Genomic DNA, 24,023 nt, shown 5'->3' with positions numbered 1-24,023 from the left:
GGCCCTCTTCCGGTGGACACCCGCCCACGGTCTACGCTGCGTCCCAGTCCAGCAGCTCAAGGAGGCGCAGGTGCCGCAGGTGCCGCAGACATTCTTCGATGCTCTCGCGGTGCGCACCTGGTGCGGTCTGGCGCTGCGTGCGCTGGGACGGGACCGCGAGGAGATCGACGCGATCAACGTCTATCCCGTCGCGGACGGGGACACCGGCACCAACCTGTACCTGACCGTCGAGTCGGCGGCGACCGCCGTCGAGGCCGTGTTCGCCGGGCACGAGGCCGGCTCGGCGGCCGCCGGGAAGCCGTCCCTCGCCGACGCCGCCCGCGCGATGGCGCACGGCGCGCTCATAGGCGCGCGCGGGAACTCCGGGACGATCCTCGCGCAGCTGCTGCGCGGCATGGCCCAGGTGCTCGCCGAGGGTGAGCCCCCTCACACGGACGCGGCGGGCCTGCGGCTGGCCCTGCGGCACGCCTCCGACTCCGCCCGGCGGGCCGTGGCCCACCCGGTCGAGGGCACCGTCCTGTCGGTGGCCTCGGCCGCCGCCGACGCGGCGGGCGGGGCCGAGGGCGACTGCGGGACGGTGGCCAGGGCGGCCCACCGGGGGGCGTGCGCGGCGCTCGCCGCGACCCCGGGCCAGCTGGCCGTCCTGAAACGTGCCGGGGTCGTCGACGCGGGCGGCCGGGGGCTGGTGACGGTGCTCGCGGCGCTGGTGGAGACGCTGACCGGGGAGAGGCCAAGGAACTTCACCGCCACCACCTCCACCGCCGCCACCACCTCCATCCCCGCCGCCGCCGGGCACGCGCGCGTGGCGCCCGGAGACGCGGAGCCCGCCGGGAGCGACGGCTGCGCGGAGCCCGCCGGGAGCGACGGCTGCGCCGAGGCCGCCGGCGGCGACGGCCCCGCCTTCGAGGTCATCTACCTCCTGGAGGCGCCCGACGCGGCCGTGGACCGGCTGCGGGAACGGCTCGACGCGCTCGGGGACTCGCTCGTCGTGGTCGGCGGCGACGGACTGTGGAACGTCCATGTGCACGTCGACGACGCCGGCGCCGCCGTGGAGGCGGGCGTCGAGGCCGGCCGGCCCCACCGCATCCGCATCACGCACTTCGGCGCCGGCGACGCGCACACCCGCGGCGGCGACCGCCCGGCCCGCGACCGCGCCGAGCGGGCGGTCGTCGCCGTCGTCCCCGGCGAGGGCCTGGCCGGGCTGTACGCCGAGGCCGGCGCGACCACGGTCCTCGCCCGGCCCGGAGAGCCGCCCGCGAGCGGTGAACTCGTCGAGGCCGTACGGCGCGCCCACGCGCGCGAGGTCGTGCTGCTGCCCAACGACCCCGACCTGCGCCACACCGCGGCCGCCGCGGCCGAGCAGGTCCGCTCGGAGGGCGTCCGGGTGGCCCTCATCCCGACCCGGTCCGCGGTCCAGGGGATCGCCGCGCTCGCCGTGCACGAGCCGGACCGCCGCTTCGACGAGGACGTCGTGTCGATGACCTCGGCGGCCGGCGCCACCCGCCACGCCGAGGTCGCCGTCGCCGAGCGCCAGTCGTGGACCATGGCCGGCATCTGCCAGGCCGGCGACGTCCTCGGACTCGTCGACGGCGACGTGGCCGTCATCGGCGCCGACGTCACGGCCATCGCCGAGACCGTCCTGGACCGCATGCTGGCAGCGGGCGGGGAGCTCGTCACCCTGGTGCTCGGCGACGAGGCCCCCGAGGGCATCGCCGAGCACCTGCGCACGCGGGTGCGGGAGAGGTACCTCGCCGTCGACACGGTGGTGTACCGCGGCGGACGGCAGGGCGCGCCCCTGCTGATCGGCGTCGAGTAGCGACGGCCCCGTTCAGCCCGTCGCCTGCTCCTCCACCACCTGCAGCAACTGCTCCGCCTCCGCCCGCCGCGCCCGTACGGTCTCGTCGGCCCCGCCACCGGCGTCCGCGGCGTCCGCGTACGCCCGGAGCACCGCACGCGCGCGTGCCGCGGCCTGCGCCGGACGGCCCAGGTCGGTCTCCAGCCAGCCCGCGGCCAGCTCGGCGCCGGTGCGGGCGTGCGGCGGGGTCCCGTCGCCCAGGGAGACGAACACCGCGACCGCCTTCGCCATCTGCCCCAGGGCCTCCTCCAGCGTGGCCCGGATGGAGTCGTCGTCGGCGTCCTCCGCCGCCGAGCGGGCGAGCAGGTCCCCGAACTGGCGGTGCGTGTGGCCGAGTTCGTCGACGAGCCGCAGGCGGGCCTCCTCGTCCTCCGTGTCGCCCAGCGCGTCCGCGCACTCCTCGACGGCGGCCGTCATCAGCGCCCGCGCCGCGTCCGGACCGTCCTCCGTGCGCAGCGCCAGCCACGCGCGGGCGCGCAGCGAGCGGACCAGGCCGTGGACGTTGCCGACGGACCGCCACAGTTCGCCCGCGCGCGCGTAGGCCCGGTCCGCGTCGGCGGGCAGGCCCGCCTGGCCGAGGGACTCGGCGGCCAGGTGCGCCAGCGTGGCGTGGTCGTGCTGCTCGGGCCAGTGCCGGGCGGTCTCGGCGGCCTGGAGCCGGCGTTCGGCGGCGGCCCGGTGCTCGCCGAGCTCGCTCAGACAGTCCCCGAGCCACCACTGCGTCTGGACGACGACCCCGTCGCCGTGCGTGTCGGCCCGCAGATCGGCCAGCGCCGACTCCAGCACCTCGGCCGCCTCCGCCCAGCGGCCCTGCCGCACGAGCAGCCCGCCCAACTGGTGCCGCGCCCACGCGCCGAGCGTCGGGCCCTCGCCCGCCGCGTCGGCCCAGTGCGCCGCCTCCAGGGCGTGCTCCGCGGCCTCCCCGCCCCGTCCCCGGCCGCAGACGACCTCGGCGAGCTGGAGGTGCAGCTGGGCCCGCCCGACCGGCTCCAGATGGGTGCCGCCGTGCTCCAGGGCGGCCCGCAGCGCCCGCTCCGCCTCCACCAGGTCGCCCAACTGGTGCGCGAGCCCGGCCAGCCGGGCCTCGTACTCCACGGCGAACCACGGCAGCCCCGCCGCGACGAACTCCGCCGCCGCCCCGGCGAACAGCTCCGCACCCCGCTCGGCGTCCCCCGAGCGCGCCGCCAGCTCCGCGAGCATCGCGTGCCCCTCGGCGACCCGCGCGGCGAGCCGTACGTCGTCCCCGGCCCGTCCCTCGACGAGCGCCAGCACCTCCCGTACGGCCGCCTCGGCCTCGGTCCGCACCCGCTCCGGCAGGGGCCCCTCGGCCTCCTGGACGCGGCGCATCAGGATCCGGGCACGGCCCATGAGGACGCCCGCCGCCTGCGGTACGCCCGTGCCGCCCTCGGCGTACAGCGCCAGGACCCGGTCGTAGGGTCCGGCGACCGCCTCGACCGCCGCGTCGACGTCCCCGGCGAGCGCGCGGACGTACGCGGCACGCGCGTGTGCCGCCAGGGCCTCCCCGGGATCGCCCGCCTCCTCGTACAGCTCCGCCGCCCGCTCGAACGTCTCGGCGCCCCGCGGGCCGAGCCCCATCGCCTCGTGGTCGGCGATCTCCGCGCGGTCGCGCGCGTCCAGCTCCGCCCCCTCGGCGGCGCGCGCCACCGCCGCCCACGCCTCCACGGCGTGCGGCAGCAGGCCGTCCGACAGCCGCCGCGCCTCGGCGAGCAGACCGGGCAGACCGGGCGGGCCGGTCTCCCCGGCGGGTCCGGCCGCGCGCTCCGCGCCGGCCGGGGCCCCGGGCCCGTCCGGCGCCGCCGCGCGCACCGCCCGCACCCCCAGCGGCAGCCGCTGGGCCAGCGGCCGCTGTGCCATCCGTGCGCGGGCCCGCTCACTCACGTACGACGTGCCGTTGCGGTCGTCGAAACGCGCGGCCAGCGCCAGGGCCTCCCCGCGCGCGTGGGCGGCGAGACCGCTCGCGGTCCACGTCCGCCCGGCCGGCCCGGGCACCCGCTGGTCACCGAGGCCGAGACCGCACAGCCGCTCCATGAGCAGCGCGACCACGCTCAGGAACTCCAGCCTGCTGCGCGGATGCCCCTCGTCCGTGAAGTACGCCGGCCGCTCCGCCAGCAGCTCCAGGCCCCGCGCCTCGTTGCCGGTCAGCGCGCAGAACTCCACGTGGTCGGCGTACGCGCCGCGCATGCTCTCCATGGCCCGCACCAGCCGGAAGCCGCGCAGATGGTGGGCGCGCGCCTCCTCCAGCCGGCCCAGCCGCAACAGCGGCACCAAGGACGACGCGAGCACGGTGTGCGGCTCGTGCGCGCAGCTGTAGACGCCCTCCAGGACCGGCGCCCACAGCTGAAGGGCCTCCGCGTCCCGGCCCCGCTCCGCCTGCCACCAGCCCTGGCCGTGCAGCTCGCACGCGTGGCAGTCGGCCATGGTGTCGCGGTCCGCGGCCAGCCAGGCGGCGAACGCCCGCTCGGCCCGCTCGACGTCCCCCACGTGCGCGGCCACGCTGAACTCGGCGCCGCGCACCGCCCGCTCCGAGTGCCCGGCGAGCCGGTAGCGGTGCTCCATCTCGCCCAGCCACTTCTCCACGGACGCCAGCGGGACGTGCGGCTGGTCGAGCATGCCGGCCGACACCCACTTGAAGACCCAGTGCAGCGAGTGCGTCTCGTACTCGTCGAAGTCCTCCGGCCGCTCGTCCCACATGCGCAGCAGCCGCGCGAACGGGACGAACATCTTGTCCTTCTCGGAGCTGTAGTTGTAGACCTTCAGCTGGTGCCCGAGCGCCTCGATCACGGCGAGCGGGACGTTCAGCCTCTCGGCCTCCGCGAGCAGCTGTTCCGCGCGCGCGTTGCGGGCCGGGCCCTCGGGCTGCTCGGAGTTCTCCGCCATCGCCCGGCGGAGCGCGTCGAAGTCCGTGATCCCCGTCATCAGTGGCCGTCCTCCCCTTGTGCGGAGCCCCCCGGTGCGGAGCCCTCGTGCGTGGCCCACTCCAGGAGGCCGATGAACGCGCGGTTCAACAGCGCGGAGTCGGCCGGCCTGAGCGGCCGCTGCGCCATCAGCAGCGCCTGTCCGTACAGCGACTCCGTCGCGGTGCCGATCAGCTCCGCGTCACGCAGGGAACTGATCCGGCGGATCAGCGGGTTGAGGTGGTTGAGCACCAGACGCGCGCGCGGGGCGCTGCCGCGCAGCGACCCCAGGATGCCCGCCCACAGGTCGTCGGCCCCCGCCTCCGCCTCCGCCCGCGCCTGCTCGTGCCGTGCCGCCCGGTCGTCCAGGTGCAGCGCCGGCACGGACAGGGGGTGGAAGGCGCGCAGGACGACGTCGCAGCCCAGCGGGTCGAGCCGCGCCCGCGCGGCCGCCAGGAAGCCGGAGAGCGCGAGCTCCTCCGCGGGGTCCACGGCGTCCAGGTGCGCGGTCACCGTGTCCGCGTCCAGCTCGGCGACCACGGTGCCCGGCCGCACCGACGGCAGCGCCTCGACCAGCTCGCTGTCGTAGGTGTAACCGCCGTTGACCACCCCGACGCCCTGCGCCGACGCGATCGGCGCGACCTGGCGGTACTCCTCCACGGTCCGTGTGAAGTGCACCACCGGGTGCCGCTGCGCGAACTCCTCCAGGGACAGCCGTCCGTCGGTCGTCTCGAACGGCAGCCACGGCAGCATCGTGCGCAGCATCTCCCCGTCGTGCCGCGCCAGGGACTTCACCCCCAGGTGGTGCACGGCCAGGAAGGCCGCGAGCCGCTCCGGGTCACCGGCGGCCAGGCCCGTCAGCCAGGACCTGATCCGCTCCCCCAGCGCCTCCCGCACGGCCGCCAGCGTCTCGTCCTCGTACAGGGACTCGCGCGAGGCCGTGGGCCGCAGACTGTCGGTGTCCAGCACGCAGCGCACGAAGAACGCCCAGTCGGGCAGCAGCTGTTCGGCCCGCTCGGTCAGCAGCATGCCCTTCAGGTGCACACGGTGGCCCGCCCGCTGCGCCGGACTGACCGCGGCCGGCAGCACGTACGCCACCCCGCGGATCCCCGCCAGCGGCACGTTCAGCTCGATCGAGTCCAGCGGTGCAAAACCGAACAGCTCGTGGCAGTGCCGGGCCAGCGCCGCCCGCCGGCCGGCCGGGGAGGGGTACGGCCGGTCCCAGGGCGCCGGCAGGTCGGTGACCGCCTCCTCGCCCACCCGGACGTCGTACGGCAGCAGCGAGCCGAAGTCCCGGGCCAGTTGCAGGACCCGCCGCTCGGTGAGCCACTCCCCGGCACCCGCCCGCGCCGTCAGGTGCACGGTGGTGCCCGGCTCGGGGCGCTCCTCGTCGGGCAGCGTCCGCACGGTGTACGACCCGTCGTCCCGGGCCGTCCACTCCACCGGCGGCGCGTCCGGCGTGCGCGCGCTGCGGCTGACCACCCGGATCCGCTCGGCGACCACGAAACACGCCAGGAGTCCGATGCCGAACTGCCCGAGGAAGTCGGAGCGGGCCTCCTGCACCCCCTCGGCCCGCTTGGAGCTGCGCCCGATGGTGGCCAGCAGGCTGTGCACGTCGGCCTCGGTGAGACCGACACCGGAGTCCTCCACCCGCAGCCGGTCACCCGACGCGAACAGCCGCACCCGCGCCGGCGCGCCGGGCTCCTCGGCCCGCCGGGCGGTGATCGCGTCCACCGCGTTCTGGAGCAGTTCGCGCAGGTAGACCCTGGGACTGGAGTAGAGGTGATGGGAGAGCAGGTCCACCAGACCACGCAGGTCGACCTGGAACGTATGAGGAGACGGTGATGCCTGGGATGACTGTGAGGTCTGGGAGTCCATCGCGTCAGCGCCGCGGGGTGGGGGAGGGTCGACGGCGCGGGGTCGGGCGGTCCCGGTGGGGCGGTGACCGCGGAGATGGCCGGAGCGCGCCATCCTAGAGCCCCAACGAGCCGTCTGACCAGGGGTTTCAAGCCACGTATACGGCGATGTCAGTGGTGTGGTGTGCAATGGATCCCGTGCCCGCACTCGAAGAACCACTGAAAAGCGTGCTCGGCCCACCCACCGCGAAGGTGATGGCCGAGCACCTCGGCCTGCACACCGTCGGCGACCTCCTGCACCACTACCCGCGCAGATACGAGGAGCGGGGCCAGCTCACCCACCTCGCCGACCTCCCCATGGACGAGCACGTCACGGTGGTCGCCCAGGTCGCCGACGCCCGCCTGCACACCTTCGCCTCAGCCAAGGCCCCCCGCGGCAAGGGCCAGCGGCTCGAGGTCACCATCACGGACGGCAGCGGCCGCCTCCAGCTGGTCTTCTTCGGCAACGGCGTCCACAAGCCCCACAAGGAGCTCCTGCCGGGCACCCGCGCGCTGTTCGCGGGCAAGGTCTCCGTCTTCAACCGCCGCCTCCAACTCGCCCACCCGGCCTACGAGCTGCTGCGCGACTCGGGGGACGGGGTCGCCGGCGACGCCGTCGAGAGCTGGGCGGGCGCCCTCATCCCGATCTACCCCGCCACCGCCAAACTGGAGTCCTGGAAGATCGGCAAGGCGGTCCAGACGGTCCTGCCCAGCGCCCAGGAGGCCCTCGACCCCCTCCCCGGAACCCTCCGCGAGGGCCGCGGCCTGGTCTCCCTCCCCGAGGCACTCCTCAAGATCCACCGCCCGCACACCAAAGCCGACATCGACGACGCCCGCGCCCGGCTGAAATGGGACGAGGCATTCGTCCTCCAGGTCGCCCTCGCCCGCCGCCGCCACGCCGACGGCCAACTCCCCGCGGTCCCGCGCAGACCCCGCCCCGACGGCCTCCTCACCGCCTTCGACGACCGCCTCCCCTTCACCCTCACCGAGGGCCAGCGGAAGGTGTCCAAGGAGATCTTCGACGACCTGGCGACGGAGCATCCGATGCACCGGCTGCTGCAGGGGGAGGTCGGATCGGGGAAGACCATGGTCGCCCTCCGCGCCATGCTCGCCGTCGTCGACGCCGGCGGACAGGCCGCCATGCTGGCCCCCACCGAGGTCCTCGCCCAGCAACACCACCGCTCCGTCGTGGAGATGATGGGCGACCTGGCCGAGGGCGGCATGCTGGGCGGCACCGAGCACGCCACCAAGGTGGTGCTGCTCACCGGGTCGATGGGCGCGGCCGCGCGCCGGCAGGCGCTGCTCGACCTCGTCACCGGCGAGGCCGGCATCGTCATCGGCACCCACGCGCTGATCGAGGACAAGGTCGCCTTCCACGACCTGGGCCTGGTCGTCGTCGACGAACAGCACCGCTTCGGCGTCGAGCAGCGCGACGCCCTGCGCGGCAAGGGCAAGCAGCCCCCGCACCTGCTCGTCATGACCGCCACGCCCATCCCGCGCACGGTCGCCATGACCGTCTTCGGCGACCTGGAGACCTCCGTCCTCGACCAGCTCCCGGCCGGCCGTTCCCCCATCGCCAGCCATGTCGTCCCCGCCGCCGACAAGCCCCACTTCCTCTCCCGCGCCTGGGAGCGGGTCCGCGAGGAGGTGGCGGGCGGCCATCAGGCATACGTCGTCTGCCCGCGCATCGGCGACGAGGAGGACGACCCGCGCAAGTCCAGGAAGAAGCCGGCGGAGGACGAGGACGGCAAGCGTCCGCCGCTCGCCGTTCTCGACGTGGCCGACCAGCTCGCCAAGGGCCCCCTCCAGGGCCTGCGGATCGAGGTCCTGCACGGCAGGATGCCCCCCGACGACAAGGACGCCGTCATGCGCCGCTTCGCCGCGGGCGACACCGACGTCCTCGTCGCCACCACCGTCATCGAGGTCGGCGTCAACGTCCCGAACGCCACCGCGATGGTGATCATGGACGCCGACCGGTTCGGCGTCTCCCAGCTCCACCAGCTGCGCGGCCGCGTCGGGCGCGGCTCGGCGCCCGGCCTGTGCCTGCTGGTCACCGAGGCGCCGGAGGCCGCCGACGCCCGGCGCCGGCTCGACGCGGTCGCCTCCACCCTCGACGGCTTCGAGCTCTCCCGCATCGACCTCGAACAGCGCCGTGAGGGCGACGTCCTCGGCCAGGCCCAGTCCGGCGCCCGCTCCAGCCTGCGCGTCCTCGCCGTCATCGAGGACGAGGAGGTCATCGCCGAGGCCCGCCAGGAGGCCACGGCGGTCGTCGCGGCCGACCCGGAGCTCACCGGCCTCCCGGGCCTGCGCACCGCCCTGGCCGCGCTGCTGGACGAGGAGAGGGAGCAGTACCTGGAGAAGGGCTGAGAGACTGGGACAGGTCACCGCTCGGGCACCCGTCCGAGCCGTTCGAGCACACCGAGAAGGACCCGAGATGACCCGCGTGATCGCCGGCGCAGCCGGCGGACGCCGCCTGGCCGTCCCGCCAGGGACCGGCACCCGCCCCACCTCCGACCGCGCACGCGAGGGTCTCCTCTCCACCTGGCAGTCCCTCCTCGGCGGCCCCCTGGACGGCGAACGCGTCCTCGACCTGTACGCCGGCTCGGGCGCCGTCGGCCTGGAGGCGCTCTCCCGCGGCGCCGGACACGTCCTGCTGGTGGAGGCCGACGCCCGCGCCGTCCGCACCGTCCGGGAGAACGTCCGCACCCTCGGTCTGCCCGGCGCCGAGGTCCGGGCGGGCAAGGCCCGGCAGATCATCCAGACGCCCCCGCCCGCCCCGTACGACCTGGTCTTCCTCGACCCCCCGTACGCCGTCTCCGACGAGGATCTTCGGGAGATTCTGCTCACACTCCGCACGGAGGGGTGGCTCGCGCCGGAAGCTCTCGTCACCGTGGAGCGCAGCACCAGAGGCGGCACCTTCGACTGGCCGGACGGCTTCGAGGAGATCCGGTCCCGTCGCTACGGCGAGGGAACGTTTTGGTACGGTCGCGCCGCCTCTACGTGCGAAGACGCACGATGACCGGACCGGAGAGCGAGGGATCACAAGTGCGCCGCGCCGTCTGTCCCGGGTCGTTCGACCCGATCACCAACGGACACCTCGACATCATCTCCCGCGCCTCCCGCCTCTATGACGAGGTCTACGTCGCGGTGATGATCAACAAGGCCAAGAAGGGCCTGTTCGAGATCGACGAACGGATCGACCTGATCCGCGAGGTGACCTCCGAGTACGCGAACGTCCGCGTCGAGGCCTTCCACGGCCTCCTCGTCGACTTCTGCAAGGAGCGCGAGATCCCGGCCATCGTCAAGGGCCTGCGCGCGGTCAGCGACTTCGACTACGAGTTGCAGATGGCCCAGATGAACAACGGCCTCTCGGGCGTCGAGACGCTCTTCGTGCCCACCAACCCCACCTACAGCTTCCTCTCCTCCTCTCTGGTCAAGGAGGTCGCCACCTGGGGCGGCGACGTCTCCCACCTGGTGCCCCCAGTGGTTCTGGAGGCCCTCGACAAGCGCCTGCGCGCCAACTGATGGGGCTACAGTCGTCCCGTCCGTCTCCAACACAGCTGTAGAGAGTGGCGAGCAACCGGTGGACGTGCAGAAGAAGCTCGACGAGATCGTCACGGCGGTCTCCAGCGCCCGATCCATGCCGATGTCGGCCTCGTGCGTGGTCAACCGCGCGGAACTGCTCGCCCTGCTGGAGGAGGTGCGCGCGGCCCTGCCCGACTCCCTCGCCGAGGCCCGGGATCTGATCGGCGGCCGCGAGCAGATGGTCGAGCAGGCCCGCCAGGAGGCCGAGCGGATCATCGAGACCGCGCACGCCGAACGCGGCTCCCTGATCTCCGACACCGAGATCGCCCGCCGCTCCCAGGCCGAGGCCGACCGCATCCTCGCCGAGGCCCGCACTGAGGCCGAGGAGGTCCGCGCCGAGGCCGACGACTACGTCGATTCCAAGCTCGCCAACTTCGAGGTCGTCCTCACCAAGACGCTGGGCTCCGTCGGCCGCGGCCGCGAGAAGCTCCTCGGCACGGGCTCCGGCGTCGACGAGAACGGCTACGAGGACGAGGACGCCCCCGAGCGCAGCCACGACCCCGAGACCCTGCGCCGCGACGCCGACGCCTACGTCGACACCAAGCTGGGCGCCTTCGAGGCGGTCCTGGCCAAGACCCTGGAGGCCGTCGGCCGCGGCCGCCAGAAGCTGCACGGCCGGATCGCCACCGACGACCTCGGCGCCCTCGCCGACGACACCACGACCTTCCAGCACTCCTCCGACGCGGACTACCTCGCCGACCTGGCCGCCCTCGCCGAACAGGACACCCCGGCCGAGCAGCCCGCGCAGCACCAGCAGCGGTACGACCAGCAGGACGTCCAGCCCCAGCCCGCGTACGGCTACCAGCAGCAGGACCTTTACGCCGGCGGCTACCAGCAGCAGACCTACGGCGGTCAGCAGGACCCCTACGGCTATCCGCAGGCCGATCCGTACGCCCCCGCCCCCGGCTACGCCGCGGCGGGAGGCGCCCCCTACCAGGGCTACGACGCCCAGCAGGCGCCGTACGACCCGAACCAGGCCGCTCAGCAGCCCGCGCACATCCCGCAGCAGCAGGACGCGCACATCCCGCGGCAGGACGCCCAGGCGTACACCCTCGACGAGACCAGCCTCTTCGACACGAGCATGATCAGCGCCGAGCAGCTGCGCGCCTACGAACAGGGCCGCGGACTGTGACGGCGGGGGCGGCGGACACCGGATTGGGCTGGGAGCGAAAGCTCCAGTATCCTGGCTCTTCGGTCGCGTGTGCGCTTCGCTGACTTCGCAGACGTCCGCGATCACCGCTGCCCGGAACACCGGAAGGCAGCACCCTCGTCAGCTCGGAAGATCGAAAGCAGGAATGGCACCCAACGCCCGCCTCGACCACCGCAACCCCCTCGTGTTCGACACGCACGAGCTGGGTCGGCGGCCAGGTGCGCTGCAGCGCCTGACCCGTACGATCGACGCCCCCCGGGACCTCGGTATCCAGGGAGTCATCGGAGTGCCGGAAGGCGCCCCGGTGGAGCTGGAGCTCCGCCTCGAGTCGGTCATGGAAGGGGTGCTCGTCACGGGCACCGCCCGTGCACGGGCCGAGGGGGAGTGCGTAAGGTGTCTGGAGCCGCTGGAGCTCACGCTCGAAGCGGACTTCCAGGAGATGTTCTCGTACCCTGACGCCGACGACCGGGGCCGCGTGAAGGCGGAACCGGCCGACGACGCCGAGGAAGACGAGGACAGGCTCTTTCTCGAGGACGGCATGTTCGACCTCGAGCCCGTGCTGCGTGATGCGGTGGTGCTCGCACTGCCGATGCAGCCGGTGTGCCAGGACGACTGCCCCGGCCTGTGCTCCGAGTGCGGAGCACGGCTCGCGGACGACCCGGACCACCACCATGACGCCGTCGACATCCGTTGGGCGGCATTGCAGGGACTCGCCGGTTCACTCGAAGACGGCGAGAAGGACGAGATGAGCGGCGGCGCGCTTCCTTCAGCGCACGCCGACGAGAAGCAGGAGAAGTAGCCGTGGCTGTTCCGAAGCGGAAGATGTCGCGCAGCAACACGCGCCACCGCCGGTCGCAGTGGAAGGCTGCGGTCCCCACCCTGGTTGCGTGCGAGCGCTGCCACGAGCCCAAGCAGCAGCACATCGCGTGCCCGTCGTGCGGCACCTACAACAAGCGCCAGGTCCTCGAGGTCTGAGCGGCTGGTGAGAGGCTTCATGTCTGACGCCAAGGCGGACTCGACCGCCAGGAAAAAGGCGGACAACACGGCCTCGTCCCACACGCTTCTGGAAGGGCGGCTCGGCTACCACGTCGAGTCCGCCCTTCTGGTGCGTGCGCTGACCCACCGCTCCTACGCGTACGAGAACGGCGGTCTGCCGACGAACGAACGGCTGGAGTTCCTCGGGGACTCCGTGCTCGGCCTCGTCGTCACGGACACGCTGTACCGCACCCACCCCGACCTGCCCGAGGGCCAACTGGCCAAGCTGCGGGCCGCGGTGGTCAACTCACGTGCGCTGGCGGAGGTCGGTCGCGGCCTCGACCTGGGCTCCTTCATCCGGCTGGGCCGCGGTGAAGAGGGCACGGGCGGCCGGGACAAGGCGTCCATCCTCGCCGACACCCTGGAAGCGGTGATCGGCGCGGTCTATCTCGACCAGGGCCTCGACGCGGCCTCCGAACTGGTGCACCGCCTGTTCGACCCGCTGATCGAGAAGTCCTCCAACCTCGGTGCCGGCCTGGACTGGAAGACCAGCCTCCAGGAGCTCACCGCGACCGAAGGGCTCGGCGTGCCCGAGTACCTGGTCACGGAGACCGGTCCCGACCACGAGAAGACCTTCACTGCTGCTGCCCGCGTCGGAGGCGTCTCGTACGGCACCGGCACCGGCCGCAGCAAGAAGGAGGCGGAGCAGCAGGCCGCCGAGTCCGCGTGGCGGTCCATCCGGGCCGCGGCGGACGAGCGGGCCGAGGAGGCCGCCGGCCTCCGGGCCGTCGACGGCAGCGCGGGCACCGAGTCCGCCTCCGCCTGAGCCGCGGGCCCGCCCGCGGCGCACCGACGTACAGCGCGACCGAGCGCCCGCCCCGCTCCGGGGTGGGCGCTCGGCTCGTGCGGAGCACCACTCGTACAGAGGGAATGACAGGGAGACCATGCCCGAGCTGCCCGAGGTCGAGGTCGTCCGGCGCGGCCTGGAGCGGTGGGTCGCCCACCGCACGGTCGCCGAGACCGAGGTGCTGCACCCGCGCGCCGTACGCCGTCACCTCGCCGGCGCCGACGACTTCGCGCACCGCCTCAAGGGCCACCGCGTCGGCGTGCCGAGCCGTCGCGGCAAGTACCTCTGGCTGCCGCTGGAGGACACCGCCCAGGCGATCCTCGCCCACCTGGGGATGAGCGGTCAGCTCCTGGTGCAGCCGCAGGGTTCGCCCGACGAGAAGCATCTGCGCGTCCGGGTCCGCTTCGCCGACGCGTCCGCCACCGAGCTCCGCTTCGTCGACCAGCGCACCTTCGGCGGGCTGTCGCTGCACGACACCACACCGGACGGCCTGCCCGACGTCATCTCGCACATCGCCCGCGACCCCCTCGACCCGCTGTTCGACGAGGAGGCGTTCCACCGGGCGCTGCGCCGGAAACGGACGACGATCAAGCGGGCGCTGCTCGACCAGTCCCTGATCAGCGGAGTCGGCAACATCTACGCGGACGAGGCCCTGTGGCGCACCCGCCTCCACTACGACCGTCCGACCACGACCCTCACCCGTCCCCGCACGACCGAACTCCTCGGACACGTCCGGGACGTGATGAACGCCGCCCTCGCCGTCGGCGGCACCAGCTTCGACAGCCTGTACGTCAACGTCAACGGCGAGTCGGGCTACTTCGACCGGTCGCTGGACGCCTACGGGCGCGAGGGCCTGCCCTGCAAGCGCTGCGGCACACCGATGCGCCGGCGCCCGTGGATGAACCGGTCCAGCTACTTCTGCCCGAAGTGTCAGAGGCCGCCGCGCGTCCCGTCGTAGCGCGCCCGGGCCGCGAGGACGTCGTCCATACGGCCCTCCACCAGGCGGATCAGCCCCAGCAGCCGCTCGGTGACCTCATGGCCCAGCGGGGTGAGCTCGTAGTCCACGCGGGGCGGGTTGGTCGGCTGGGCCTCGCGGTGCACCAGGCCGTCGCGCTCCAGCGCGTGCAGCGTCTGGGAGAGCATCTTCTCGCTCACGCCGTCGACCCGGCGGCGCAGCTGGTTGAAGCGCAGGGAGCCCTCGTGCAGCGCTCCCAGGGTGAGCGCGCCCCAGCGTCCGGTGACGTGCTCCAGCGTGCCGCGCGAGGGGCAGGCCCTGGCGAACACGTCGTACGGGAGGTCCTGCTCCTCCGTGCGCTCCTGGGTGCGGGTCATGGCACCAGCGTACGTGAGGGCAGCGCTGGCCAACAGATTGCGCTTACGAGGGGTTAGTGGCGCGTGTGCGGTGCCGAGGCGTGCGCGGGGTCGCGCGGAGCGTCGCGCAGGGCGGGGGCGGTGGGGTCAGTAGCCGAAGTCCTGGGTCCACCAGGGGCCGCCGGACCCGAAGTGGACGCCCACGCCCAGCGTGGTGAAGTCGCAGTTCAGTATGTTGGCGCGGTGGCCGGGGCTGTTCATCCAGGCCTCCATCACCGCCGCGGCGTCGGCCTGGCCCCGGGCTATGTTCTCGCCGCCGAGGTCGGATATGCCGGCCTTCGCCGCCCTGTCCCACGGGGTCGCCCCGTCCGGGTCGGTGTGGTCGAAGAAGCCGCGCGCGGCCATGTCCTCGCTGAAGCTCTGGGCGAGGCCGGCCAGCGCGCTGTTCGCGGCGAGGGCGCTGCACCCGACCTTGGACCGCTCCTCATTGACGAGCTTCAGCACCTGCGCCGCCGCCTGCGCCTCCGCCGAGACCGTCACCGGGGCGCTGGTCTTCTCCGGCGCCTTCGAGGCCGTATTCGAGGGAGTCTCCCGCGCCGTCTTCTGCGGGGTCTGCCGCGGCTCCTTCGTCGGGGCGGCCTTCGACTGCCCGGCCGTCGGGGAGGCGCTCGGCGCCTTGGAGGCCGACGGAGTGGGCGACGCCGAACTCCGGGCCGAGGGCGACGTGGATGGTCCGGCGCCGCTGCCGGCCGACGCGCCGGCGCGGCCGGTCTCCAGGGAGCCGGACGCGCCGCCCTGCTCGGAGGCCGAGTTCGTCGGTGCGTCGGCGGCCCGCACCTTGTCGGCCGAGCCACCGCCGAACCGGTAGTCGTCGAGGCCGGGCACCGCCCCTGTGGCCACCGCGACCGTACCGAGGGCCACGGCCGCGGACACCCCGAGCAGGCCCGTACGGACCGGCGCACCGGCCCTCCTCCTACGGCGGCGCCCGGATCCCGCGCGCTCCGCGCCGTCGTGTCCCGGGCCGGACCGGCCCGGTGCGTCGCCCGGCGTGAACCCGTCCGAGGAGAGCACCGCGGTGTCGGTCGAGTCGGCCGGCACCCGCGTATGCGTGTCGTCCGTCGCGAAGAGGTACTCCTGGCTTCTGGCCACCGACTCGGCGTACGCCTCCGGGTTCAGGTACGGAGCGATCCCCGTCGTCGGGTGATCGCCGGTGTACCCGCCCTGCCGGGCGTGCCCCTCCGGGTGCGAGCCGTCCGTGTGGGTGACCCCCGTGGCGCGGCCCGTTGCGGCGCGGCCGGCGGCGGAGCGTCGGTGGCGTCCCATGTCCTGGCCTTCCTCGTCCAACTGGTCTGAGCGGTCCCCCCGCGGTCGACCCGACGCCCTGGGGCACAGGACTCCATCAGGACTCCATCAGGACTCCATATGGTCAACCCGACTCACTCGATCGAGTGAGTTTCATATGAGATTCATTGGGTGGGGACGGTACCGCATGGCGCTGGGGGAGGAAGTGTCCCCAGAGACATTGCCTGGTTAGGTTGCACCCATGAGCGAGGATGTAAGGCTGGTCGCCTGGGTGCGCGGACAGGTCCAGGGCGTGGGTTTCCGCTGGTTCACGCGGGCGAAGGCGCTGGAGATCGGCGGCGTGAGTGGTTTTGCTCTCAATCTGGCCGACGGGCGCGTCCAAGTGGTGGCCGAAGGGCCGCGCAAGAACGTCGAAGCGCTGCTCGACTGGCTCCAGAGTGACGACACGCCCGGGCGCGTGAACGGAGTCACCGAGATATGGGACACACCGCGCGGCGGTTACGACGGCTTCGCGATTCGCTGACGAACCGGCGCGGGGACACCCCGGAAAAGCGGAGGGACATGCCACCGGCACCTGCCCGAAGCAGAAAGGAGCAGGTGGTTGCCAAGAACCGCTTGCAGTGGCAGGCTCCGCACGCAAAGATGATCGCCACGCCCCGAGGGCCCCGCAGGAGTCGCAGCGCCGCCGTTCCCGGCCGCGTGCCCCAGGGTTGCCCGCCAATACGGGGCGTGATCGTGTTGACCGTCAAACTTTTTGGTGAGACGCTGAAAGCACCCCGCGCACCTAGCTGTTTGGCATGGATGAACGGCAGCACGAGCAAGATTCCTGCCAAACACCGCGGGTGCGAATCCCTCACGACCCACACCGCTTCGGTCGGTCACTCATTGTGGAGGACCATCCATCATGGCAAAGGCGCTTCTCGGTTACGTCGGCGGCTCCGACCCGCGACTCCTCGCCGAGATGCGACGGCTCCAGCAGCGCGTCCAGGACCTGGAAAACGAGCTCGGACGAATCCAGGCCGAGAACGACGCTCTGACGGCTGCCGCTTCTCACGACAGGTTCATGGAGAGCATCGACGCACACCAGGCGGAGCCTGCGCTCACCTGATCGCTGCCCGCTCCACAACAGCACACGCAGTGGTCGGGCGACTTTCTCAGCCGCGTCGGACCGCTTGGTTGACAGAAGTTGCAAGGGACGCTTCGGCGTCCCTTCTTTCTTTCCCCCGCGCATCCTTTCAGTCTCTTTAACGTGTGGTGTGCCCTGCGCGTTCACGGGTGAAACCGCGGGTTCATGGAGTGGGACATTCCCGGGCGGTAGAGTCCACCGCCGTGCACCTCAAGGCCCTGACCCTCCGCGGGTTCAAGTCGTTCGCCTCGGCCACCACACTCCGGTTCGAGCCGGGGATCACGTGCGTCGTCGGACCGAACGGCTCGGGCAAGTCCAACGTGGTGGACGCGCTCAGCTGGGTCATGGGCGAACAGGGCGCCAAGTCCCTGCGCGGCGGCAAGATGGAGGACGTCATCTTCGCCGGCACCACCGGGCGCCCCCCGCTGGGCCGCGCCGAGGTGTCCCTGACCATCGACAACTCCGACGGCGCCCTGCCCATCGAGTACGCCGAGGTCACCATCACGCGGATCATGTTCCGCAACGGCGGCAGCGAATACCAGATCAACGGCGACACCTGCCGTCTGCTGGACATCCAGGAACTGCTGAGCGACTCCGGCATCGGCCGCGAGATGCACGTCATCGTCGGCCAGGGCCAGCTCGACTCCGTCCTGCACGCCGACCCCATGGGCCGCCGCGCGTTCATCGAGGAGGCCGCGGGCGTCCTCAAGCACCGCAGACGCAAGGAGAAGGCGCTCAGGAAACTGGACGCGATGCAGGCCAACCTCGCGCGCGTGCAGGACCTGACGGACGAACTGCGGCGCCAGCTGAAGCCGCTCGGCCGGCAGGCAGCCGTCGCCCGCCGCGCCGCCGTCATCCAGGCCGACCTGCGCGACGCCCGCCTGAGACTGCTCGCCGACGATCTCGTACGGCTGCGGGAGGCCCTGCGGGCGGAGGTGGCCGACGAGGCCGCGCTGAAGGAGCGCAAGGACGCCGCCGAGCGGGAGCTGCGACAGGCCCTCCAGCGGGAGGCGCACCTGGAGGACGAGGTCCGCCGGCTGACGCCCCGGCTCCAGCGCGCCCAGCAGACCTGGTACGAGCTGTCCCAGCTCGCCGAACGGGTCCGCGGCACCGTCTCGCTGGCCGACGCGCGCGTGAAGAGCGCCACCTCCGCGCCCCCCGAGGAACGGCGCGGCCGCGACCCCGAGGACATGGAGCGCGAGGCCGCCCGCATCCGTGAGCAGGAGGCCGAGCTGGAAGCGGCGCTGGAGGCGGCGCAGCGGGCCCTGGAGGACACCGTCTCCCACCGCTGCGACCTGGAGCGCGAACTGGCCGCCGAGGAACGGCGCCTGAAGGACGCCGCCCGGGCCATCGCCGACCGCCGCGAGGGGCTCGCCCGGCTGCACGGCCAGGTCAACGCGGCCCGCTCCCGCGCCGCGTCCGCCCAGGCCGAGATCGGCCGCCTGGCCGCCGCCCGGGACGAGGCCCGGGAACGGGCCGTCGCCGCGCAGGAGGAGTACGAGGCCCTGAAGGCGGAGGTCGACGGCCTCGACGCCGACGACGCCGAGCTCACCGCACAGCACGAGGCGGCGAAGCGGCAGCTCGCCGAGGCGGAGGCCGCGCTGAGCGCCGCCCGCGAGGCGGCCACCGCCGCCGAACGCGGCCGCGCCGCGACCCAGGCCCGGCACGAGGCCCTCGCCCTGGGCCTGCGCCGCAAGGACGGCACGGGCGCGCTGCTCGGCGCACGGGACCGCCTCACCGGCCTGCTCGGCCCCGCCGCGGAACTCCTCACCGTCACCCCCGGCTACGAGGTCCCCCTCGCCGCGGCCCTCGGCGCCGCCGCCGACGCCCTCGCCGTGACCACCCCGTCCGCCGCCGCGGACGCCCTCCGCCTGCTGCGCAAGCAGGACGCGGGACGGGCGGCCCTGCTGCTGGCCACGGACGCACCGGACAGCACGGACACACCGGACAGCACGGCCACGGCGGGGGCCGCCGTGGCCGCCGATGCCACGGTCCCTCCGGTGAACACCACGGGCCCCGGCATCGCCACCGGCCCCGACACCACCACCGGCCTCGACACCGCCCCCGGCCCCGGCGCCCACTCCGGCGCCGCCGCCCGCCGCCCCGCCGCACCCCCCTTCGCCGCCGACCTCGTCCGCGCCCCGGCCGACCTCATGCCCGCCGTACGGTGGTTGCTGCGCGGGATCGTCGTCGTCGGGACGCTGGAGGACGCCGAGGACCTCGTGTACGCCCGGCCCGAGCTGACGGCCGTGACCGCGGAGGGCGACCTGCTGGGGGCGCACTTCGCGCAGGGCGGGTCCGCCGGGGCGCCGAGCCTGCTGGAGGTGCAGGCCTCCGTGGACGAGGCCGCCGCCGAGTTGGAGGAACTGGCGGTGCGGTGCGAGCAGTTGGCCGAGGCGCAGCGGGCGGCGGGGGAGCGGCGCGGGGAGTGCGCCGGGCGCGTCGAGGAGCTCGGGGAGCGCGGCCGGGCGGCCGAGCGGGAGAGGTCGGCGGTCGCCCAGCGGCTCGGGCGGCTCGCCGGGCAGGCCCGCGGTGCCGCCGGGGAGGCGGAGCGGTCCACCGCCGCGGCCGCCCGCGCGCAGGAGGCGCTCGACCGGGCCGTCGAGGAGGCCGAGGAACTGGCCGAGCGGCTGGCGGTCGCCGAGGAGATGCCCGGCGAGGAGGAGCCGGACACGTCGGTGCGCGACCGGCTCGCCGCCGACGGGGCCAATGCGCGGCAGACCGAGATGGAGGCCCGGCTCCAGGTCCGTACGCACGAGGAGCGGGTCAAGGGGCTCGCGGGGCGGGCCGACGCGCTGGACCGGGGCGCGCGGGCGGAACGCGAGGCACGCGCGCGCGCCGAGCGGCGGCGGGCGCGGCTGCGGCACGAGGCCGCGGTGGCGGAGGCCGTCGCCTCCGGCGCGCGGCAACTGCTCGCGCACGTCGAGGTCTCGCTCCACCGGGCCGACGCCGAACACGTCGCCGCCGAGGCCGCCAAGGCCCGGCGGGAGCAGGAGCTGGCCGCCGCCCGTGGTGCCGGGCGCGACCTCAAGGCCGAGCTCGACAAGTTGAAGGATTCAGTTCACCGGGGCGAGGTACTCGGCGCCGAGAAACGGCTGCGGATCGAGCAGCTGGAGACCAAGGCGCTGGAGGAACTGGGTGTCGAACCGGCCGGGCTGGTGTCCGAGTACGGACCGCAGCAACCGGTGCCGCCCTCGCCCCCCGCCGACGGCGAGCAGCTGCCGGACGATCCCGAGCATCCGCGCAACCGGCCCACCCCCTTCGTGCGGGCCGAGCAGGAGAAGCGGCTGAAGGCGGCGGAACGCGCCTACCAGCAGCTCGGCAAGGTGAACCCGCTCGCACTGGAGGAGTTCGCCGCGCTGGAGGAGCGCCACCAGTTCCTCAGCGAGCAGTTGGAAGACCTCAAGAAGACGCGCACCGACCTGCTCCAGGTGGTGAAGGAGGTCGACGAACGGGTCGAGCGGGTCTTCGCGGAGGCGTTCCGGGACACCGCCCGGGAGTTCGAGGGCGTGTTCAGCCGGCTCTTCCCCGGGGGTGAGGGACGGCTGGTGCTGACCGACCCGGACCACATGCTGACCACGGGCGTCGACGTCGAGGCCCGGCCGCCGGGCAAGAAGGTCAAGCGGCTCAGCCTGCTCTCGGGCGGAGAACGGTCGCTCACCGCGGTCGCGATGCTGGTGTCGATCTTCAAGGCGCGGCCCAGCCCGTTCTACGTGATGGACGAGGTCGAGGCCGCTCTCGACGACACCAACCTCCAGCGGCTCATCCGCATCATGCAGGAGCTCCAGGAGTCCTCGCAGCTGATCGTGATCACGCACCAGAAGCGCACGATGGAGGTCGCCGACGCGCTCTACGGCGTCTCCATGCAGGGCGACGGGGTGTCGAAGGTGATCTCCCAGCGGCTCCGCTAGGCCCCACCGCACGGGACCGTACGGGACCACCCGAGATCACCTCTTCAAGACTTGAACGCGCCGCCCCCACGCGTGCCGCTTTTCTCACACCCGCTCACCTATTGACTTCGAAACTTGAAGGCATACTCTCGGAAACGTTGCTTTCACCTTCAGGTATGACCTACCTAGAAGGGCAGACCCACACCGGCGGCGTTGCCGGTGGCCCGAGGAGTACACGTGACCAGCACAGCGCAGGCACCCAAGTCAGGAGCCGGGACGGCTCACCCCGATCATCTCGGGCATGTCATCTTCATCGCCGCGGCGGCCGCGATGGGAGGCTTCCTCTTCGGCTACGACAGCTCCGTGATCAACGGCGCCGTCGAGGCCATCCGCGACCGCTACGACGTCGGCTCCGCGGCCCTCGCCCAGGTCATCGCCATCGCCCTGATCGGCTGCGCCATCGGCGCCGCGACCGCCGGCCGCATAGCCGACCGCATCGGCCGCATCCGCTGCATGCAGATCGCCGCCGTCCTCTTCACCATCAGCGCCGTCGGCTCGGCCCTCCCCTTCGCCCTGTGGGACCTCGCCTTCTGGCGCGTCGTCGGCGGCTTCGCCATCGGCATGGCCTCGGTCATCGGCCCGGCCTACATCGCCGAGGTCGCCCCGCCCGCCTACCGCGGCCGCCTCGGCTCCTTCCAGCAGGCCGCGATCGTCGTCGGCATCGCGATCTCGCAGCTGGTCAACTGGGGTCTGCTGAACGCCGCCGGCGGCGACCAGCGCGGTGAGCTGATGGGCCTGGAGGCCTGGCAGGTCATGCTCGGCGTCATGGTCGTCCCGGCCGTCCTCTACGGCCTGCTCTCCTTCGCCATCCCCGAGTCCCCGCGCTTCCTGATCTCCGTCGGCAAGCACGAGCGGGCCCGCGAGATCCTCACCGAGGTCGAGGGCCGGGGCATCGACCTCGACGCGCGCGTCGCCGAGATCGAGCACGGCATGAAGAGCGAGCACAAGTCGAGCTTCAAGGACCTGCTCGGCGGCTCCTTCTTCTTCAAGCCGATCGTCTGGATCGGTATCGGCCTGTCGGTCTTCCAGCAGTTCGTCGGCATCAACGTCGCGTTCTACTACTCCTCGACGCTGTGGCAGTCGGTCGGCGTCGACCCGACGGACTCGTTCTTCTACTCGTTCACGACGTCGATCATCAACATCGTCGGCACCGTGATCGCGATGATCTTCGTGGACCGCGTCGGCCGCAAGCCGCTCGCCCTCATCGGCTCCGTCGGCATGGTGATCGGCCTCGCGCTGGAGGCCTGGGCCTTCTCCTTCGACCTGGTCGACGGCAAGCTGCCGGCCACGCAGGGCTGGGTCGCGCTGATCGCCGCCCACGTGTTCGTCCTCTTCTTCGCCCTGTCCTGGGGTGTCGTCGTCTGGGTCTTCCTCGGCGAGATGTTCCCCAACAAGATCCGCGCCGCCGCCCTGGGCGTGGCCGCCGCCGCGCAGTGGATCGCCAACTGGGCCATCACCGCGAGCTTCCCGTCCCTGGCCGAGTGGAACCTCTCCGGCACCTACGTGATCTACACGGTCTTCGCCGCGCTCTCCATCCCGTTCGTCCTCAAGTACGTCAAGGAGACGAAGGGCAAGGCGCTGGAGGAGATGGGCTGACCGCCCCCCGAACCCGAGGAGACGGGGCCTCATCCCCGCTGCCCCCTCTCCTCGCCCCGTACGGCGTACCGCCCCGGCTCGTCACCCGAGCCGGGGCGGTACGCCGTACGCGCTTCACGTGCTCCGAGCGCCGTGCGCGCCGTCACGGAGCGGCCCGCCCCTCGCACCGCGCGCAAGCGGCACTTCCGGCTCCGGTAAGACACCCTCCCCGTGGAGCAGGGCTCCGCCGCGGGCAGGGATGGATACTGGACGGGTTATGGAAACCGTCATCCTTGCTGTAGTCATCGCCGTGCTCGTGCTCGGCGCGATCGGCGGGCTCATCGTCGGCAGCCGGCGCAGAAAGCCGCTGCCCCCGCCGCCGCCCGCCGCCCCCGACATCACCGCGCCTCCGGCCGAGCCGCATGTCGGCGACGAGGCCGAGACACCGCGCGACGAACCGCGCCGCACGATCGAGGAGGTGGACCTCCCGGGCGGCGGCGCTCCCACCGCCGTGGAGGAGCCTCCTGTCGTCGAGGCTCCCGGGATCGAGATCCCGGAGCCCACCGAGGGGCGCCTGATCCGCCTGCGCGCCCGCCTGTCCCGCTCCCAGAACGCCCTCGGCAAGGGCCTGCTCACGCTGCTGTCGCGCGAGCACCTCGACGAGGACACCTGGGAGGAGGTCGAGGACACCCTCCTCACCGCCGACGTCGGCGTCCTGCCCACCCAGGAACTGGTGGAGCGGCTGCGCGAGCGGGTGAAGGTGCTCGGCACCCGCACGCCCGAGGAACTGCGCGGCCTGCTGCGCGAGGAGCTCCTCAAGCTGGTCGGCACCGACGTCGACCGCACCGTGAAGACCGAGCCGGAGAACCGCAAGCCGGGCATCGTGATGGTCGTCGGCGTCAACGGCACCGGCAAGACCACCACCACCGGCAAGCTCGCCCGCGTCCTGGTCGCCGACGGCCGCACGGTCGTGCTGGGCGCCGCCGACACCTTCCGGGCCGCCGCGGCCGACCAGTTGCAGACCTGGGGCGAGCGCGTCGGCGCCCACACCGTGCGCGGGCCGGAGGCCGGTGACCCCGCCTCCGTCGCCTTCGACGCGGTGAAGGAGGGCAAGGAGATGGGGGTCGACGTGGTCCTCATCGACACCGCCGGCCGGCTGCACACCAAGACCGGCCTCATGGACGAGCTCGGCAAGGTCAAGCGCGTCGTGGAGAAGCACGCCCCGCTCGACGAGGTGCTGCTCGTCCTCGACGCCACCACCGGGCAGAACGGCCTCGTCCAGGCCCGGGTCTTCGCCGAGGTCGTCGACATCACCGGCATCGTGCTGACCAAGCTCGACGGCACGGCCAAGGGCGGCATCGTCGTCGCCGTCCAGCGCGAGCTGGGCGTGCCCGTCAAGCTGGTCGGGCTCGGCGAGGGCGCCGACGACCTGGCGCCGTTCGAGCCGGAGGCGTTCGTTGACGCCCTTGTCGGAGCGTGACCGGCCGCTGACTGCGACGGCCGCCGAGAAGCGCCCGCCCCCCGCTGCAGCGGGGGG

18 protein-coding genes are annotated in these 24,023 nt (G+C 73.0%); 14 read left to right on the top strand and 4 right to left on the bottom strand.

Annotated elements, in window-relative coordinates; translation table 11 throughout:
* Positions 1–70 precede the first annotated feature (70 nt).
* The gene (locus ACFV9M_RS22800; RefSeq protein ID WP_385068568.1) at positions 71–1,816 is read left to right on the top strand and encodes a DAK2 domain-containing protein; all 1,746 of its coding nucleotides are present in this window, start codon (positions 71–73) and stop codon (positions 1,814–1,816) included.
* A gap of 12 nt (positions 1,817–1,828) precedes the next feature.
* On the opposite strand, the gene ACFV9M_RS22795 is transcribed toward ACFV9M_RS22800, so the two are convergent.
* Both ACFV9M_RS22795 and ACFV9M_RS22790 read right to left on the bottom strand, forming a co-directional pair.
* Complete coding sequence (locus tag ACFV9M_RS22795; RefSeq protein WP_385068465.1) at positions 1,829–4,792, bottom strand: tetratricopeptide repeat protein; 2,964 nt, start codon at positions 4,790–4,792, stop codon at positions 1,829–1,831.
* The gene (locus ACFV9M_RS22790) at positions 4,792–6,648 is read right to left on the bottom strand and encodes an HSP90 family protein (RefSeq protein WP_385068463.1); all 1,857 of its coding nucleotides are present in this window, start codon (positions 6,646–6,648) and stop codon (positions 4,792–4,794) included. Before ACFV9M_RS22790 ends, ACFV9M_RS22795 begins: the two co-directional genes overlap by 1 nt.
* A gap of 167 nt (positions 6,649–6,815) precedes the next feature.
* On the opposite strand from ACFV9M_RS22790, the gene recG reads away from it, so the two are divergent.
* The 8 genes from recG (at position 6,816) to mutM (ending at position 14,180) form a co-directional block, all read left to right on the top strand.
* Positions 6,816–9,032, top strand: a complete 2,217-nt coding sequence (gene recG, locus ACFV9M_RS22785) for an ATP-dependent DNA helicase RecG (RefSeq protein WP_385068461.1) — start codon at positions 6,816–6,818, stop codon at positions 9,030–9,032.
* Between the two features lie 67 nt (positions 9,033–9,099).
* A complete protein-coding gene (rsmD, locus tag ACFV9M_RS22780) occupies positions 9,100–9,684 on the top strand; it encodes a 16S rRNA (guanine(966)-N(2))-methyltransferase RsmD (protein WP_385068459.1) in 585 nt (194 codons plus the stop codon).
* Between the two features lie 26 nt (positions 9,685–9,710).
* Positions 9,711–10,190, top strand: coding sequence for a pantetheine-phosphate adenylyltransferase (gene coaD / locus ACFV9M_RS22775; protein WP_385068566.1), 480 nt, complete (start codon positions 9,711–9,713; stop codon positions 10,188–10,190).
* Between the two features lie 58 nt (positions 10,191–10,248).
* A complete protein-coding gene (locus ACFV9M_RS22770; protein WP_385068457.1) occupies positions 10,249–11,382 on the top strand; it encodes an ATP synthase F0 subunit B in 1,134 nt (377 codons plus the stop codon).
* 163 nt (positions 11,383–11,545) lie between these two features.
* Positions 11,546–12,199, top strand: coding sequence for a YceD family protein (locus tag ACFV9M_RS22765; protein ID WP_385068455.1), 654 nt, complete (start codon positions 11,546–11,548; stop codon positions 12,197–12,199).
* A gap of 2 nt (positions 12,200–12,201) precedes the next feature.
* Positions 12,202–12,375 carry a 50S ribosomal protein L32 gene (rpmF, locus tag ACFV9M_RS22760; protein ID WP_003951102.1) on the top strand — a complete coding sequence of 58 codons (174 nt, stop codon included), beginning with the start codon at positions 12,202–12,204 and terminating at the stop codon, positions 12,373–12,375.
* A gap of 7 nt (positions 12,376–12,382) precedes the next feature.
* Positions 12,383–13,201, top strand: coding sequence for a ribonuclease III (gene rnc, locus ACFV9M_RS22755; RefSeq protein ID WP_385068453.1), 819 nt, complete (start codon positions 12,383–12,385; stop codon positions 13,199–13,201).
* 118 nt (positions 13,202–13,319) lie between these two features.
* Positions 13,320–14,180 carry a bifunctional DNA-formamidopyrimidine glycosylase/DNA-(apurinic or apyrimidinic site) lyase gene (gene mutM, locus ACFV9M_RS22750; RefSeq protein WP_385068451.1) on the top strand — a complete coding sequence of 287 codons (861 nt, stop codon included), beginning with the start codon at positions 13,320–13,322 and terminating at the stop codon, positions 14,178–14,180.
* Here the strand turns inward: mutM and ACFV9M_RS22745 are convergent.
* On the bottom strand, positions 14,153–14,554 hold the full coding sequence (locus ACFV9M_RS22745) for a winged helix-turn-helix transcriptional regulator (RefSeq protein ID WP_385068449.1): 402 nt from the start codon (positions 14,552–14,554) through the stop codon (positions 14,153–14,155). The two genes, mutM and ACFV9M_RS22745, sit on opposite strands and share 28 nt — an antisense overlap.
* 126 nt (positions 14,555–14,680) lie before the next feature.
* A complete protein-coding gene (locus tag ACFV9M_RS22740) occupies positions 14,681–15,856 on the bottom strand; it encodes a CAP domain-containing protein (RefSeq protein WP_385068447.1) in 1,176 nt (391 codons plus the stop codon).
* Positions 15,857–16,076: 220 nt separating this feature from the next.
* Between ACFV9M_RS22740 and ACFV9M_RS22735 the strand changes: the two genes are divergently transcribed.
* The 5 genes from ACFV9M_RS22735 (at position 16,077) to ftsY (ending at position 23,966) form a co-directional block, all read left to right on the top strand.
* Positions 16,077–16,358 (top strand): acylphosphatase, encoded by a 282-nt coding sequence (locus ACFV9M_RS22735; protein WP_385068445.1) that lies wholly within the window; start codon positions 16,077–16,079, stop codon positions 16,356–16,358.
* Between the two features lie 381 nt (positions 16,359–16,739).
* On the top strand, positions 16,740–16,943 hold the full coding sequence (locus tag ACFV9M_RS22730; protein WP_073491170.1) for a hypothetical protein: 204 nt from the start codon (positions 16,740–16,742) through the stop codon (positions 16,941–16,943).
* A gap of 221 nt (positions 16,944–17,164) precedes the next feature.
* Complete coding sequence (locus tag ACFV9M_RS22725) at positions 17,165–20,872, top strand: AAA family ATPase (protein WP_385068443.1); 3,708 nt, start codon at positions 17,165–17,167, stop codon at positions 20,870–20,872.
* Positions 20,873–21,088: 216 nt separating this feature from the next.
* Positions 21,089–22,507 (top strand): sugar porter family MFS transporter, encoded by a 1,419-nt coding sequence (locus tag ACFV9M_RS22720; protein WP_385068441.1) that lies wholly within the window; start codon positions 21,089–21,091, stop codon positions 22,505–22,507.
* Positions 22,508–22,763: 256 nt separating this feature from the next.
* Positions 22,764–23,966 (top strand): signal recognition particle-docking protein FtsY, encoded by a 1,203-nt coding sequence (gene ftsY / locus ACFV9M_RS22715; RefSeq protein ID WP_385079923.1) that lies wholly within the window; start codon positions 22,764–22,766, stop codon positions 23,964–23,966.
* Positions 23,967–24,023 lie beyond the last annotated feature (57 nt).

The sequence above is a fragment of the Streptomyces sp. NPDC059895 genome (assembly GCF_042731035.1).
Classification (GTDB): Bacteria; Actinomycetota; Actinomycetes; order Streptomycetales; family Streptomycetaceae; genus Streptomyces.
This window is presented reverse-complemented; position numbering and strand designations above follow the sequence as displayed.

Excerpts from the sequence above, each read along its gene's own strand:
- ACFV9M_RS22795 (WP_385068465.1), bottom strand. The coding sequence starts at position 4,792 with ATGACGGGGATCACGGACTTCGACGCGCTCCGCCGGGCGATGGCGGAG.
- ACFV9M_RS22790 (WP_385068463.1), bottom strand. The coding sequence starts at position 6,648 with ATGGACTCCCAGACCTCACAGTCATCCCAGGCATCACCGTCTCCTCAT.
- recG (WP_385068461.1), top strand. The coding sequence starts at position 6,816 with ATGGATCCCGTGCCCGCACTCGAAGAACCACTGAAAAGCGTGCTCGGC.
- rsmD (WP_385068459.1), top strand. The coding sequence starts at position 9,100 with ATGACCCGCGTGATCGCCGGCGCAGCCGGCGGACGCCGCCTGGCCGTC.
- ACFV9M_RS22765 (WP_385068455.1), top strand. The coding sequence starts at position 11,546 with ATGGCACCCAACGCCCGCCTCGACCACCGCAACCCCCTCGTGTTCGAC.
- mutM (WP_385068451.1), top strand. The coding sequence starts at position 13,320 with ATGCCCGAGCTGCCCGAGGTCGAGGTCGTCCGGCGCGGCCTGGAGCGG.
- ACFV9M_RS22745 (WP_385068449.1), bottom strand. The coding sequence starts at position 14,554 with ATGACCCGCACCCAGGAGCGCACGGAGGAGCAGGACCTCCCGTACGAC.
- ACFV9M_RS22740 (WP_385068447.1), bottom strand. The coding sequence starts at position 15,856 with ATGGGACGCCACCGACGCTCCGCCGCCGGCCGCGCCGCAACGGGCCGC.
- ACFV9M_RS22735 (WP_385068445.1), top strand. The coding sequence starts at position 16,077 with ATGAGCGAGGATGTAAGGCTGGTCGCCTGGGTGCGCGGACAGGTCCAG.
- ACFV9M_RS22730 (WP_073491170.1), top strand. The coding sequence starts at position 16,740 with ATGGCAAAGGCGCTTCTCGGTTACGTCGGCGGCTCCGACCCGCGACTC.
- ftsY (WP_385079923.1), top strand. The coding sequence starts at position 22,764 with ATGGAAACCGTCATCCTTGCTGTAGTCATCGCCGTGCTCGTGCTCGGC.